12 protein-coding genes and 1 pseudogene are annotated in these 13,890 nt (G+C 59.4%); 8 read left to right on the top strand and 5 right to left on the bottom strand.

Annotated features, from left to right (window positions below; all coding sequences use genetic code 11):
* Positions 1 to 81: 81 nt before the first annotated feature.
* The 4 genes from LPW11_RS22220 to LPW11_RS22205 all read left to right on the top strand — a co-directional run bounded on the left by LPW11_RS22220 (position 82) and on the right by LPW11_RS22205 (position 3,177).
* A complete protein-coding gene (locus LPW11_RS22220; protein WP_230996051.1) occupies positions 82 to 1,257 on the top strand; it encodes a tetratricopeptide repeat protein in 1,176 nt (391 codons plus the stop codon).
* Positions 1,258 to 1,523: 266 nt separating this feature from the next.
* Entirely contained in the window at positions 1,524 to 2,390 is an 867-nt protein-coding gene (locus LPW11_RS22215; protein WP_230996050.1) for a flagellin N-terminal helical domain-containing protein, read from the top strand.
* An 87-nt stretch (positions 2,391 to 2,477) separates the two neighbouring features.
* On the top strand, positions 2,478 to 2,729 hold the full coding sequence (locus LPW11_RS22210) for a hypothetical protein (RefSeq protein ID WP_230996049.1): 252 nt from the start codon (positions 2,478 to 2,480) through the stop codon (positions 2,727 to 2,729).
* A gap of 31 nt (positions 2,730 to 2,760) precedes the next feature.
* A complete protein-coding gene (locus LPW11_RS22205) occupies positions 2,761 to 3,177 on the top strand; it encodes a hypothetical protein (RefSeq protein ID WP_230996048.1) in 417 nt (138 codons plus the stop codon).
* A gap of 163 nt (positions 3,178 to 3,340) precedes the next feature.
* Here LPW11_RS22205 and LPW11_RS22200 read toward each other — a convergent pair whose 3' ends face one another.
* Both LPW11_RS22200 and LPW11_RS22195 read right to left on the bottom strand, forming a co-directional pair.
* Entirely contained in the window at positions 3,341 to 4,222 is an 882-nt protein-coding gene (locus tag LPW11_RS22200) for a carbon-nitrogen hydrolase (RefSeq protein ID WP_230996047.1), read from the bottom strand.
* Between the two features lie 122 nt (positions 4,223 to 4,344).
* Complete coding sequence (locus LPW11_RS22195; protein ID WP_230996046.1) at positions 4,345 to 5,379, bottom strand: agmatine deiminase family protein; 1,035 nt, start codon at positions 5,377 to 5,379, stop codon at positions 4,345 to 4,347.
* Positions 5,380 to 5,763: 384 nt separating this feature from the next.
* Between LPW11_RS22195 and LPW11_RS22190 the strand changes: the two are divergent.
* The 3 genes and pseudogenes from LPW11_RS22190 to LPW11_RS22180 all read left to right on the top strand — a co-directional run.
* Positions 5,764 to 6,763: pseudogene (locus LPW11_RS22190) on the top strand (IS481 family transposase); the annotation flags it as partial.
* Between the two features lie 270 nt (positions 6,764 to 7,033).
* Positions 7,034 to 7,861, top strand: a complete 828-nt coding sequence (gene nudC / locus LPW11_RS22185; RefSeq protein ID WP_230996045.1) for an NAD(+) diphosphatase — start codon at positions 7,034 to 7,036, stop codon at positions 7,859 to 7,861.
* A 181-nt stretch (positions 7,862 to 8,042) separates the two neighbouring features.
* Positions 8,043 to 11,441 carry a DEAD/DEAH box helicase gene (locus LPW11_RS22180; RefSeq protein ID WP_230998344.1) on the top strand — a complete coding sequence of 1,133 codons (3,399 nt, stop codon included), beginning with the start codon at positions 8,043 to 8,045 and terminating at the stop codon, positions 11,439 to 11,441.
* 70 nt (positions 11,442 to 11,511) lie between these two features.
* Here the strand turns inward: LPW11_RS22180 and LPW11_RS22175 are convergent, their stop codons facing one another.
* Positions 11,512 to 11,712 carry a hypothetical protein gene (locus tag LPW11_RS22175; protein ID WP_230996044.1) on the bottom strand — a complete coding sequence of 67 codons (201 nt, stop codon included), beginning with the start codon at positions 11,710 to 11,712 and terminating at the stop codon, positions 11,512 to 11,514.
* Positions 11,713 to 11,951: 239 nt separating this feature from the next.
* On the opposite strand from LPW11_RS22175, the gene LPW11_RS22170 reads away from it, so the two are divergent.
* On the top strand, positions 11,952 to 12,503 hold the full coding sequence (locus tag LPW11_RS22170) for a phosphatase PAP2 family protein (RefSeq protein WP_230996043.1): 552 nt from the start codon (positions 11,952 to 11,954) through the stop codon (positions 12,501 to 12,503).
* Positions 12,504 to 12,516: 13 nt separating this feature from the next.
* On the opposite strand, the gene LPW11_RS22165 is transcribed toward LPW11_RS22170, so the two are convergent.
* Positions 12,517 to 13,038 carry an ATP-binding protein gene (locus tag LPW11_RS22165; protein ID WP_230996042.1) on the bottom strand — a complete coding sequence of 174 codons (522 nt, stop codon included), beginning with the start codon at positions 13,036 to 13,038 and terminating at the stop codon, positions 12,517 to 12,519.
* A 145-nt stretch (positions 13,039 to 13,183) separates the two neighbouring features.
* Positions 13,184 to 13,879 carry a DNA/RNA nuclease SfsA gene (sfsA, locus tag LPW11_RS22160; RefSeq protein WP_230996041.1) on the bottom strand — a complete coding sequence of 232 codons (696 nt, stop codon included), beginning with the start codon at positions 13,877 to 13,879 and terminating at the stop codon, positions 13,184 to 13,186.
* Between the last annotated feature and the right edge of the window lie 11 nt (positions 13,880 to 13,890).

The raw sequence follows: 13,890 nt of genomic DNA, 5'->3' as shown, positions 1-13,890 counted from the left end.
TTGTCCTTCAACAGTGACATTAGTTTATGTTTAAGTTTCTGCTATCCTTTCGGGAGAATCCCTGCCGGAAAGGAGCCTACCATGGCCGATGCGACTCTCATCGACAGTCTCTTCGCCGCCGTCACCCAATCCCAGACCAGCATGGCTCAGATCGCGAAGTACTCTCTCATCAAGGCGGCGAGTCTTCTGCAAGAGGGAAACGAAACTGAGGCGGTAGCGCAGTTGAAAAGATGCCTCGCACTTGATCCCACCTCGCTTGACGCCTACAACACCCTCGGAAGTACCTACCTGAAGCAGGGGAAGACGAAGGAAGCCATTGAAGTGTACAAGCGGCTGATAAGCCAGTATCCGACTTCTGCCGATGCCTACAACAGCCTCGGCAACGCATATGTGCAGGCGGGGAATCAGGCGGATGCGGAGAAGGCGTACAAGACAGCGGCGCGAATGGATGGGGCTTCGACCTATGCGCCATATACATTGGGGAACATGTACGTACAGCAAGGTCGCCTTTCCGAGGCGGATGCACAGTTCAGGAAGGTGATTGCAATTGCACCGAGAGATGCGCATGGCTACTACGGTCTGTCGATGGTCTACAACAAAGAGGAGCGTTATTCCGAGGCCGCGGAGCAGGCGGAGAAATCGATCTTGCTGGACAGGAAGTTCGCCGAACCGCACTTCGAGCTCGGAGCGGCATATCTAGGTCTCGGGGACAAGGATAGTGCTTATAGCGAAGCGGATGTGCTGAAGGAGATGGATGGCACCTTGTACTCTGACCTGACCGAGATGCTGAGATCGCCGAAGATCCTCGCGAGTTTGCCAGGGACTGGCACGCTACCAACTTTCCGCGGTCCCGGGACGCTCGTCTCTTCTCTCGATCCATCGCTGATGTTTCCAAACACCTCGAAAGACTTCTCGGTGATCTTCCAGTTTGACGCAGAGATGGACGCATCATCGGTGATGGACATAACGAAGTGGTCCATCAGCAAGGCGTCTGGGGGGACGGGTGGTTTCTACAACAGCAATGTGACCCTGCATCCGGAGACCCAGGTAACGCTTCCGAACTACCCGAGACGCGTGGTGTACGACCCCGACAAGATGCAGGCCACCGTCTTTTTTACCGTATACCAGAATTCGGCGGTCGACGCCGAAATAGATCCGTCCCACCTGCTCTTCAAGTTTTCCGGAGTGGACTCTACTGGCAAGACTATGGACACAGCTCACGATGAGTTCGACGGCTTTGCGTCGAAAACGTTCTAGATCGGTTGACTGGGCTGCGCAGAATGTATCGCAGCCCGCCCTTCCTCCTACCCCGCAGTAATGCCCCCTTGGTCTCCCTCGCCTGCTATAAAATTAAAAAAAAATAAAAAAATTTCTTAATATTCGGCACGCCGTGCCGACAAGATCTCTTGTAGGTGAAGCACTTTTCTGCGAAAGGAGGAGCGACGGAAGGAGCGACCTTCTGTTTGAGCTGTCATCACAGATTTGGCTAGAAGGCCAAGAATCCCTGAAAAGGAGAATTGACCATGGCAATTTCAGACATTTCTTTGACGACCGGCATGAGAAGCAACCTCTTGGCGCTGCAGAGTACGACGGCAGCCATGAACCAGACCCAGAACAGGCTGAGCACCGGCAAGAAAGTCAACAGCGCCCTCGACAACCCCACCAACTTCTTCTCCGCACAAAGCCATCTGCAACGCGCCAGTGACCTGTCCGACAGAAAGGACGGTATGTCGGAAGGTATCCAGACGGTGAAGGCAGCGGACGCCGGCATCAAGGCGATCACTGCTCTTATTCAGGCTGCCAAAGGTCTTGTCAGTTCAGCCTACGGCAATACCGATGTTACAGCACGAAAAGACTACTCGGAACAGTTCGACGCCCTGCTCGATCAAATAGACACCATTGCAGAGGACTCTGGATATAAAGGAACAAATTTGCTTGGTGGCGACATCTTGACAGTCGAGTTCAGCCAGTACAGCGGCGATGCTACTTTGGTTATCAATGGGTTTGTCGCGACCACTGATTCCACTGCTACTCCAGCAGGGGAACTCGACATAGCTAAGGCGTCGAAAGCTGCCGACGCCACCAATGGCACAGACTGGGCAACAAACGCAAACATCAAAACCTCGGCGGATGCTCTCGACGCCGCTCAAGACATCCTGAGGAGCCAGTCGTCGTCTCTAGCCTCGAGCCTCACGGTAATCACCACGCGCCAGGAGTTCACGAATACCATGATCAACACCCTCCAGACCGGTGCCGATAACCTGACGCTGGCGGACATGAACGAGGAAGGCGCCAACATGCTGATGCTGCAGACTCGTCAGTCGCTGAGCACAACTGCTCTTAGCCTGTCGTCTCAGGCGGCGCAGTCGGTTCTGAGACTGTTCGGCTAATAGTTGAAGAGTCGATAACCAACGCGGGGTGGAGCTAGCTCCACCCCGCTTTTCTTCAACGGCTACAGTGAAGAGAAGAGACTTCCTATGGACAAGACAAAGGCGCATACAGCTGGGACCCCAGGCAAGGAAGAAAGCACTCTTCCTCATACGAAAATCACTCTTGAGTTACCAGGCGGGCTCGAGTTCTACCACGATTTGCAGCCGATTGCTCCTTCTGAGGAATGTGACAATCTCCTCGACTTGAAGGCTCGGCAGAATGCGGTTCCTCTATTTTCTACTAAGGCAAGGTCGATGATGGGAATATTTAATGACGGGAGAAGTGGCTCTGACAGCTAGGTGGTAGACTTGAGGTGAAAAAGGAGGGTGTATGAGATATCTTGCTCTTCTTGCAGCACTTCTTGTCGCCGCCTCCGCCGCGAGCTCTCTGGCGGCAGATGCCAGCATCTGCAACGCCGGAACCGAGATCTCCTACTTTCCTGACGGCACTTTGAGATCGTGCGCCATCAGGGACTTTTACTACGTCGGCGGCTTGAAATGCAACCAGTTCTCAAATATCGAATTCAATCCCGATGGTAAATTGAGAAGCTGCGTGGCGGGAGATCCGTTTGTGATCGGACCGATAACCTGCGCCCAGCTAGGTGTCGTTATGTACTATCCGTCAGGTGCTTTTATGGGGTGCACGCTCGCTTCAACGGCCATCATCGAAGGTACAACGTGCGACCAGTTGCAGCCAATATCCTTCTATGAAAACGGTAAGCTGAAGTCCTGCGGTGCGCCGCGGTAAACCTCCTCAGTCACTTCCACCGGACCCCATCCCCACCCTGTCCCTCCCCTTGAAGGGGAGGGGACGCTACGCCAAGGTTTAATGTACTTTCTTGTGCTTCCAGGCCGGAATAAGCGCAGCGTTTCCGGCAGCCTTTTACTTCCCAACATAACTAAGGATGCTGCTAATCCCGGTACCGGCGCAAAATCTCCTGGTAGGCGTCGATGCGCCTGTCGCGCAGGAAGGGCCAGATGCGCCGCACGTCTTCGCTTCTGCGCATGTCCAGATCTACCAGCAGGAGTTCCTCCTCCGCGCCCCCGCGCGCCAGCACCTCACCCTGCGGCCCAGCCACGAAGCTCGATCCCCAGAACTGCAGCCCCGGGCCGACGCCGCTCGGATCTGGCTCGAATCCTACCCTGTTCACCGAAATGACCGGTACGCCGTTGGCGACTGCGTGCCCGCGCTGCACCGTGAACCACGCGTCCAACTGGCGGTCCTTCTCGGCATCGTCGTCCCTCGGATCCCACCCTATGGCGGTGGGGTAGATCAGAATCTCGGCACCGGCAAGGGCCATGAGGCGGGCTGCCTCCGGATACCACTGGTCCCAGCAGACCAGGACGCCAAGCGTTCCGACGGATGTGCGGATCGGCTCGAATCCGAGGTCGCCGGGGGTGAAGTAAAACTTCTCGTAGAAGGCGGGGTCGTCCGGTATGTGCATCTTGCGGTATTTCCCGGCAATGCTTCCGTCGGCCTCCAGCACGACCGCCGTGTTGTGGTACAGCCCCGCCGCGCGCCGCTCGAAGAGAGAGCAGACGATGACAATGCCGAGCTCGCGTGCCAGGGCGGAGAAGACTTCGGTCGAGGGGCCGGGAATGGACTCGGCCTGGTCGAAGAAGTCGGTGTTCTCCATCTGGCAGAAGTATCTCCCTGCATGGAGTTCCTGAAGCACTACCAGCTTTGCTCCCTGCTCGGCTGCGCGCCGCACGCCCGCGACGCTCGCCGCGATGTTCTCATCACGCTCGTCGCCACATTTTTGCTGTACCAGTGCTACTTTGAGCTTTGCCATCTATATTCCTCTGTATCCTTGTCGAGCGCGTTTCCGGTTCTGGGGGCGCTGCGGGAATTTGCATCGTTGCATAGTGGACCGCCGGAAACGCTGCGCTTATTCCGGCCTACATGGAGGCCTGCTTACTCCGTTCGGAGGGTGCCTTCGGGCATCTGCATCGTTACGCAGTGCAGCGAGCCGTGTTGCAGGATCAGGGGGAGGCAGTTGACCCCTACAATCTCGCGGCCGGGGAAGGCTTCGCCGACGGCGGCGAGGGCGCGGTCGTCGTTCGGATCGTCGTAGGTCGGAACGAGCACTGCGCCGTTGATAACGAGGAAGTTCGCGTAGGTGGCGGGGAGGCGCTCTCCATCCTCGTCAAATCTCGCCGCGGGCCAGGGGAGGGGAATCATGCGGTACGGCCGGCCGTCCCTGGTGCGAAACGCGGCTATCTCCTCTTCCATCGCTTTCAGCGCCTGGTAATGCTCATCTTCCGGGTCGTCGCACCGTACATACGCTATTGTGTCATTGGGGCAGAGCCTGGCGAGGGTATCGACGTGGGAGTCGGTGTCGTCGCCGGCGAGGTAGCCGTTCCCCAGCCACAGGAAGCGGTCGCTCCCCAGAAGCCCGTGCAGTTCCTGCTCCAGCTCCTCACGGGTGAGGTGCGGGTTCCTGTTGTCGTTGAGGAGGCACTCCTCCGTCGACAGAATAGTTCCCTTGCCGTCACTCTCGATGCTGCCCCCTTCGAGGATGAGCCCTGGTCTCTGCAGCGGAGCGTTCCAGGCGCCGAGCACCTGCAGGCGCTTGTTGATCCTGTTGTCGAGGTCGGCGGCAAACTTGAGCCCCCAGCCGTTGAAGCCGAAGTTGAGGAGAACCGGTTCCCCTTCCTCCTGCACCGTAATGGGGCCGAAATCGCGCGCCCAGGTGTCGTTTGTTTCCACCCCGAAGACGCGTACCCGCTCCATCAGCGCGCCGCCGTCTTGAAGCTGCTTCCTCACCCTTTCAGGATCCGGAGCGGCGATTACGACTCGCTCAAATCGGCTGATCTCGCGCACTATCTCCACAAAGACCGGCTCCACGACTTCAAGGTAGGGGTGCCAGTCACTCTCCTCGTGAGGCCAGGCGAGGAGCACCCCATCCTGCGGCTCCCATTCTGCTGGTAATCTTCTATTTGGCTGCAACTTTTTCCTCTTCCTTTTGGCATTGCCTCGGGAGGGCCTCGACCTGCCGATGGCCGGAGCTGAGGGGCCCTCCAAAACCTTAGAAGAGTTAGCATACGGCGCCATTTTTTTGCAAGGGGAAAAGATTCTGGCGGTGATTCCATAACCTGGGTTTGCTGTGCCCTCATACCAGTAAAGATGAAATCCCCCCTGTCCCCCCTTCGCAAAGGTTCATCCGGGAATACCGGGGAAGCGTGGGTACATTGCCACGAAGCACTGCAGAAGGCCTAACGTTCCCCCCTTTGCGAAGGGTGTATAGACTGTAGACATAGGTAACGACTGTGCGGGGACATAGGTAACACTTTATGATCTAGACATGCATCTCTCTTTGAAAGGAGGGCGGTCATGTCTTGGCAAGAGGTGAGTATCTTGGCCCTTAAGTCTGAGTTCGTGTTGTTCGCGCAACAGGAGTCCTGCAACTTCTCCGAGTTGTGCGCGCGTTTCAACATCAGTAGGAAGACGGGCTACAAGTGGCTCGACCGCTTTAAAGAGTCAGGCGCAGCAGGCCTGGTAGATCAATCGCGTCGCCCCCATAACAGCCCATCGAAGACAGAGGCATCTGTTGAAGACGCTGTCGTTGCCCTGCGGGGCCAACATGAGACATGGGGGGGACGTAAGCTCCGCAGGAGAATGACCGACCTTGGGCACGAAGAGGTGCCGGCTGCATCGACTATAACCGACATCCTGCGGCGCCGAGGGCTTATCGATCCGCTTGAGTCGCTGAAGCACCAACCGCTTGGTAGTTTCGAGCACCCTCACCCTAACGATCTGTGGCAGATGGACTTCAAGGGACACTTCATGACGCGCCGCAGGCGCTGCCATCCTCTGACGATCCTTGACGACCATTCGCGCTTTGATGTGCTGCTGAAAGCATGTGCTGATGAGACAACTGCGACGGTTCAGCAAGCGTTGATCGAGACGTTTCGACGCTACGGCCTTCCTAATCGCATCACGATGGATAATGGAAGCCCTTGGGGCAACGACGCGTTCACCGGTCTCACACAGCTGACTGTCTGGATTGTCCGTGTCGGTGTGGCAGTGAGCCATTCTCGGCCATATCATCCCCAGACCCAGGAAAGGACGAGCGGTTTCATCGCACTCTGGGTGAGGATTGCATCTCTAAGGCTGTATTTGCCGACCTGGACGAGTGCCAGCGCGCGTTCGATAGGTTTCGTGACATCTATAATCTCGAACGACCTCACGAAGCGCTAGGTTTAGACACTCCTATCACCCGGTACGAGCCGAGCCAGCGTCCGTTCCCGAGGTCCTCCCTCAGATAGAATACTGGCCGGGGGACGCAGTCAGAAAGGTTCAAGAAAATGGCGACGTCCACTTTAAATCGCAAAGGGGGGACGCGAGGCCTCATGCGGCCCTTCATTGGAACATACTACGGCTTCCCCGGAATTCTCGGAAGAGCCTTCGCAAAGGGGGGAACGTTAGGTCTCCTCCAGCGCTTCGTCCGAAGTACGCCTCCTTCTCCGGAATTCCCCGGACGAACCGCGAGTTCCCGTGCAGCAGCGCTAAATGCCGTTGCTTCTGTATACGATTCCTGTATTATGGGCGGCTGCCCAGGTTGAGACGGCTTGTTTTTCAGTATCAAGTATGGAGGCTATGAATGACGTATCCAGCGGCGGTGAATCTTCCCTTCAATGGCGAAATCATAAGCAGGCGCTTTACCCAGAAAAAGCCGGGGGAATTGAGCGATCCCGGGGCGGGGTACTGGGTTATCCTGCAGGGGGAGACCCTCCTTCTCCATGGTGATGCACTCTATTGCGGGGATCTGCCGGAGTCATTGGTACCGCTTGAGGCGCCACTTCTTTTTGGGGTGTGGGACGATCGCCCGGTGCGGGTGGTCACGGTGGATCAATCGGCAGCCGCGCCGGAGCCGCTGCACGCGGTTCCCCTGATAGATCTTCCGGACGATGTAATGTCTCTCGTCGGGCTTGGCAGGCAGATCCTGCACTGGGAGCGGATGAGCCGGCGCTGCAGCCGCTGCGGAAGCGACATGGAGCGGATCGACCAGACCTGGGGGAAGCAGTGCCTCGGCTGCGGCCATCACCACTTCCCTCATATCCACCCGTGTATCATCGTTCTCGTCAGGAGAGGGGACGAGTTTCTCCTGGGGAGGAAGCCGGAGTGGCCGGAAGGGCGCTACAGCCTCGTGGCAGGCTTCGTCGATTTCGGCGAGTCGCTGGAGGAGTGCGTCGAGCGGGAGGTGCTGGAGGAGATGGGGGTGCGGGTGACCAATGTCCGCTATGTCGGTAGCCAGAGCTGGCCTTTCCCGACCCAGCTGATGACCGGGTTTGTCGCGGAATACGCATCGGGGGAGGTCGTCGTGGACGGCCTCGAACTGGAGGATGCCCGTTGGTTTACCCGGGAGTCGATGCCGCTTCTCCCTCCGTCACGAAGCATCGCACGGTGGATCATTGATCATTTCGCGTAGCCCCTGATCAGTACGCCGCGCCCTTCAACACTCTCAGGGGAAAGAGGGCGGGGCGTCACGACACAATCTCATCCTCATACTTCAAATTTGCGGAGCGGGTCGAGAAAGCTCTCGTAACTCCCCTCCAGAGCGCGGTTGTAATGGTTTCGCCTTTCTGTTAGCATAAGCGGTCCGATTGCCGGTGGCGCTGGGGGAGAGCCTGAACGAGATAGAGAAAAAGAGATCGTCGCTGGTGCGGCACCTTGTCGAAATGCCTCCTGCCGCCATATATGCACTGGCGGACAAGAGACATCTCTTTTCCGGATTCGAGCTCTGCAGACGCCAACCCCTTTCCAATCTTTCCTGGAGCGATGACGGTACCCTCACCGTCGAGCTGCGGGAAGGAGCAAAATCCCTTCACATCTCCCTTTCCTTCGCCGTCGACACCCTCTCCACCTCCTGCGAGTGCGGGCTCTGGAGTCCGAGCGGCTGCTGCTCCCACATCGTGGCGACCCTCGCCACACTGAAAAAGGCCGTCACCTCTGCGGCTCTCCCGATGCTGAAACTCCCCGAGGGGTACCTGGAACAGATCATCTCTGGGCTGTACGGCGACCAGGGGGGGAAACGTGCCCTCGATGGCGGGGCGGAAGAGAGCTCCCTGACCCTCGTGCTGCAGCGCGACCGATCCGGCGCCCTCGATTTCGTCCTCTCCAGGGAGGGCGAACCGGTCAGCCTCTCAGACCCCGCTGTCCCTTCGCAGATCCGCCACTTTTTCCGCGAACTCTTCAACTCCAACTACAGGGCGCGCTGGATCGAGGACTTCAATGCCCGCTTCGGGGGAAGGTATCCCTTCGCCTTCCGCACCGACAACGGCGCACTCGTTCCTCTGTCGATGGCTCCCGGTTCCGGCCGGCGCATCGTGATCCGTCTCGACCTGGCCGATGACAGGGTCACCGTCTGCCGCTGCTTCGAGGATGGGAGCTCGGTGGAGAAAGGATCCTTCGCCAACGATTCCTACCACTTCGATCTTCGCAATGGTCTCATCGAGCGGATAGCTGATGCGGAGGGGGTGAGCTATTTCAACCGGTTCACCCCTCTGCTGCACAGCGTGAACGCGTCGTGGCTGAAGGTCATGGAGGACGGCTTCGCTCTATCGCGTACCGCCTTCAACGAGCTGAGGCTCTCCCTCTCGGCGGAGGAGAAGATCCATTTCCTGGAGCACGCGGTCTTCATGGTGCGCGGTCGCGAGAGGCGGGTGCGTGAAGTGTCGCCGCAGTACCGGATAAATATCGTGGAAGAGGGCCCTTCCCTGCGCATCGTCGCCGAGGGTGTGGTGGAGGGGATCCCTTTTTCTCTCTCCCCGGAGACCTTCTGGTTTTTCACCCCCGAGGGGCGCAGCACTTTTCCGCAACCGCTGAAGGCCAAAAAAAGGATCGCGTCGATCATCGCTACCTGCTTCGCCGTGGTCGCCTGCCATAGCAAATCTGAACGGGACAGGGAACTGCGCGCCGCGTTCGACTCGCCGGATTTTTTCAAGAGGGGGATCAAGAGCGAAGCTCGCCGCATCGTGAGCCATTTCTGGCAGACACTGAACGAGCGGCACTCCCTCCTGCAGGCGGCGGACGGGGAGTGGCTCGAGGTCCCGGTCGATCCGGTACTCCAGGCGCGCCTGCTGGAGATACCGTGCGCCATCTTCGGCGCCGATGCCCTGTCGCAGGGGGATCGTGTCGGGCACCTCGTCCTCCCTCGCGAGGAGGGGATGCGGCAGCTCTCCCGGTTGCGCCGCGACTGTGCCGCCGCCGGCTTCGATCTCTACTTCCAGGGGGAGCCGCTGGAGACGGTCAGCTGGTCCTTCACCGTCGATGCTACCCATTCTTCCATCGACTGGTTCGAACTGCGCCCCGAAATCCGCTACGAGGGAGAGGTGATCGCCGAGCAGGAGCTCCTCGAGGCGGTGCAGGCGGGGGGGCTTTTCCGGCGAAACGGCGCGCTCTTTCTTCTGGACGACGATACTACCCGCGCGCTGGCCCTCTTCGCCGCGGGGGGAAAGCGGCAGGTGGTGCGCATCCCGCGCCTGCAGATTCTCGACTGGATCGTCCTGCGCAAAAACGGCGTGCGGGTGATCCTCTCGGAAGCGGATGAAAAAATCATCGAAAGCCTCACCAACTTTGAGCGGATCGAGCAGCGCACCCCGCCGGCGGGGCTGACGAGCAAGCTGCGGCGCTACCAGCACGAGGGGCTCAACTGGCTCGCGTTCCTCTACGAGCACCGCTTCGGCGCCTGCCTTGCCGACGACATGGGTCTGGGGAAGACGATACAAGCGATCGCCTTTCTCGCCGCCATAAAGGAGGGTGAGATCGCCAGCGACCTGTCCTCCCCGCTGCCGCACCTCATCGTCGTCCCCCCGAGCCTCATCTTCAACTGGGAGAGCGAGATCGAGCGGTTCTACCCGGGGCTCAAGGTCCTCGTCTACCGCGGGCAGGGGCGCCGGGCTCACTTCGAGGGTGTGGATCTCGTCCTCACCAGCTATGGCGTGGTGCAGCGGGATATCGAGGAGCTCTCAGAGCTTCGCTTCCATGTCATCGTCTTTGACGAGGCGCAGGCGGTGAAGAACATCCATGCGGAGACGACCGGGGCCGTGAGGCGGCTGAAGGGGAGATTCAAGGTAGCCCTCACCGGAACGCCGGTGGAAAATCACCTCGGTGAGTTCTACTCGGTCATAGACCTTGCTGTGCCGGGGCTTCTCGGTCCGTTCGAGCCGTTTCGCCGGGGAATGGCGAAGGAGGGGGATGAATTTCTCGAAACCCTTATCCGGCGCACCCGCCCCTTCGTGTTGCGCAGGAGCAAGGACATGATCGCCGACGAGCTCCCGCCGAAGGTGGAGACCGATATCTACCTGGAGATGACGCCGCGCCAGAAGGCGCTGTACGTGCGGACGGTGGCCCATGTGAAGGCGACGGTGGAGGAGGCGTACCGCCTGAACTCGGCGGCGCAGGCCCGCATCATCTCCCTGACGGCGATCCTGAAGCTCCGCCAGATCTGCCTCTCCACAAAGCTGCTCCTGCCGGAGGGGCGCGACAGTGCGCCGAAGGTGGAGTTTCTGATCGAGCAGCTGGACGAGCTCTTCGACGAAGGGCACAGCGTTCTCGTCTTCTCCCAGTTCACCTCTTTTCTCGACATAGTGCAGGATGCCCTTACCGCGCACGGGACGCGCTTCTCGCGCCTGGACGGCTCCACGCCGGTGTCGCGGCGCAAGGCACTCGTGGAGGGATTCCAGGAGTCGAGCGAGCCGTCTGTATTCCTGCTCAGCCTGAAGGCGGGGGGGAGGGGGCTCAATCTGACGAAGGCGTCGTACGTCTTTCACCTCGACCCGTGGTGGAACCCGGCGGTGGAGAACCAGGCTTCCGACCGGGCGCACCGTATCGGGCAGAAGAACCAGGTGAGCATCACCCGGCTCCTGATGCGCCACACGATCGAGGAGAAGATGATGGAGTTGAAGAAAAGGAAGCTGAAGCTGTACCGGGCGCTGCTGGAGGACTCGGACGGCGACAGCGGCGTCCCCATCGGGAAGGAGGACTTCGAGTTTCTGTTGAGCTCGTAGAGATGGACCTGCCGGAAACGCTGCGCTTATTCCGGCCTACAGACCGCTGCGATCGATTCCGCTCCATGGCTTATGCTGTGCCGGATTGGACCTCCGTTGTCAGGAAGACCTGCAACGGATCGGTCTCCCACGTCACTTCCGGGAAAAGGGCCCGATCGAGGCGCAGGTATGTGCCATCCACCCCCGTCTCCGCCCACCAGCATTCATTCCCGCGTACCGGCAGCTTGTCAAAGAGATACAGCTCACTGTTCTTGTCCCTTGCTACGTACATTCCCCCCTCCTCGTCACCTTTCTTTCCAGCACAGTAGCTAAGGATAGCATAGTCCCTCCCGGTCGACACCGACGCGGCACACTCCCACCAAATATTCCGCGGTTCCGGCGCCTTTTTTCGCATCTCTGCATGTGTATAAGTGTAACCAGTTGAAACTACTGCTTCCGTGATTGACACTCCCGCCTAATGCCCTACAATCGTAGGGGCCCCGAAGCCCATTTTCTAATCCAGGGGGAATCATGCGTAGGGTTTGTTGCGTTGTCATTGCTGCCGTTGTCCTCTGCTCCGCCTCACTTACTCCGGCTTCCGCTGCGAGCCATCATGAAGTGCTGGCTGGCGATGTCCTCCTTGCCGTCGTTCCGGCCGCTGCCATCGGGATCGCCTTCTACAAGGATGACGTCGAAGGGGAAAAGCAGTGGCTGCGAAACATGGTGGCAAATCAGGCTCTCACTTCCGTTCTCAGGCTCGGGTTCAACCAGACCGGGCTCGGTGAGCGCCCGAACGGCCACCCGTATGGCTTTCCCTCCGGCCACATTGCCTTTGCAGGGGCGGGTGCCTCGTTCCTGCAAGAGCGCTACGGATGGAGCTACGGGGTCCCGGCCTGGCTCGCCACGGGGTACATCGCCTACGTGCGTGTGGACAACAACAAGCATCACTGGTATGACGTCGTCGCTGCCGCAGGGCTTGCCTACGGTGTGGGGAAGCTGTTCGTGACGCCGGAAAACGCGACCCACGTTGCACCTGTGATAGGGCCGGAGTTCATCGGGCTGCGCCTGCAGCGATCGTGGTGAGAGACAGGGGGAATCAGCAGCTTTCGGGGGAGAAATACTTGCAGAATGACAGGGTGTTTCTCCCGTTGCTGGAGCGGTAGTTCACCTTGTCCATGATGGAGCTGATGATGAAGAGTCCCATTCCCTTTTCGGGGAGGCAGGCGGTCTCCGAGGGGTCGTATTCGAGGGTGGGGGGACGGAAGGCATCCATCGCGGTGCCGTATTCGGAGATCTCGAAGCAGATCCTGTCGTCGTACAGGATGATCGTGGCCTCGACGGTGAATCCCGGCTTGCAGTGGTAGGCGTGACAGATGGCATTTGTGACCGCTTCCACGACGCATATCTCCATCTCGTCGTGCGCTTCACGCGGCAAGGGGGTGTGGGCACAGATGCCGCGTACGGCGAGACCGACGAGGGAGACGTCACTGAGGCTGCTGTCTATGGTGAGGTGAAGGGTTTTCTTTCTTCGATCGCTGTCGGCGGGGGCAAGGTAGGGAAAAGCGTCGGCAGGGAAGTTTCCGGTTCCAAGCCTTGATGTGTCGATGACGCCGCTCACCTGGAGATCTCCAGGGTCGGTGTGGGTTCTCGCTTCCCTATTTCGGTCGGTATTAGCATCGTCTCTCCCTTCAAGGAGCGCTATTACCCGGCAGGCACTGCTACTACCTTATAACCCCTCACCAAAGCCTTGTCAAATGCGTGGTTTACAGCGAAACCGGAAGACTTCGCACCAGCCGGATTTCCCCCGGGGTCACCAGCGCCTGGTACGCCAAGAGCTCCACACCGGAGTCCGCCGCGACGCGCAGGAGGAGGGCGTATTCAGGGTCTATCGCTGCTGCCGGGGAGAAGCTGTCGGCATCCTCACGCTGCACCACGAAGACGTTGGCGGCGCGGTGCCCGAGTCGCACCGTCTCCATCAGTTCCTGCAGGTGGCGCTGCCCCCGAGTCGTTACCGCGTCGGGAAAAAGCGCCACCCGCTCCCGCACCAGGGTCACGTTCTTCACCTCCACGTAGCACACCCCCCGGCTCCCGCAGAGGAGGAGGTCCACCCTGCTCGCCGCGCCGTAAGGGACCTCGCAGCGAATCGTTTCATACCCGCAGAGCTCTGCGATGACACCCTCTTCGATGGCTTCCCGCACGAGCCTGTTGGGGAGTGACGTGTTGATCCCCACCCAGCACCCGTCCGCCTCGACCAGTTCCCAGCTGTGGGGGTAGCGGCGTTTGGCGCTGGTGCTTACCGAAAGGAGGACGCGGCTGCCGGGGAGGGCGCACCCCATCATCGAGCCGGTATTGGCGCAGTGGGCGGTGACGACTTCGCCGGAGTCCAGCTGGACGTCGGCGAGAAAACGCTGGTAGCGGCGTATCAGGGTTCCTTGAAGGAGGGGGTGAGGCAGAATCATTCGGTTACTCT

This window comes from Geomonas sp. RF6 (assembly GCF_021044625.1).
Classification (GTDB): Bacteria; Desulfobacterota; Desulfuromonadia; order Geobacterales; family Geobacteraceae; genus RF6.
This window is presented reverse-complemented; position numbering and strand designations above follow the sequence as displayed.

Coding starts and splice junctions, on each gene's coding strand:
- LPW11_RS22220 (WP_230996051.1), top strand. CDS start 82: ATGGCCGATGCGACTCTCATCGACAGTCTCTTCGCCGCCGTCACCCAA.
- LPW11_RS22215 (WP_230996050.1), top strand. CDS start 1,524: ATGGCAATTTCAGACATTTCTTTGACGACCGGCATGAGAAGCAACCTC.
- LPW11_RS22210 (WP_230996049.1), top strand. CDS start 2,478: ATGGACAAGACAAAGGCGCATACAGCTGGGACCCCAGGCAAGGAAGAA.
- LPW11_RS22205 (WP_230996048.1), top strand. CDS start 2,761: ATGAGATATCTTGCTCTTCTTGCAGCACTTCTTGTCGCCGCCTCCGCC.
- LPW11_RS22200 (WP_230996047.1), bottom strand. CDS start 4,222: ATGGCAAAGCTCAAAGTAGCACTGGTACAGCAAAAATGTGGCGACGAG.
- nudC (WP_230996045.1), top strand. CDS start 7,034: ATGACGTATCCAGCGGCGGTGAATCTTCCCTTCAATGGCGAAATCATA.
- LPW11_RS22175 (WP_230996044.1), bottom strand. CDS start 11,712: ATGTACGTAGCAAGGGACAAGAACAGTGAGCTGTATCTCTTTGACAAG.
- LPW11_RS22170 (WP_230996043.1), top strand. CDS start 11,952: ATGCGTAGGGTTTGTTGCGTTGTCATTGCTGCCGTTGTCCTCTGCTCC.
- sfsA (WP_230996041.1), bottom strand. CDS start 13,879: ATGATTCTGCCTCACCCCCTCCTTCAAGGAACCCTGATACGCCGCTAC.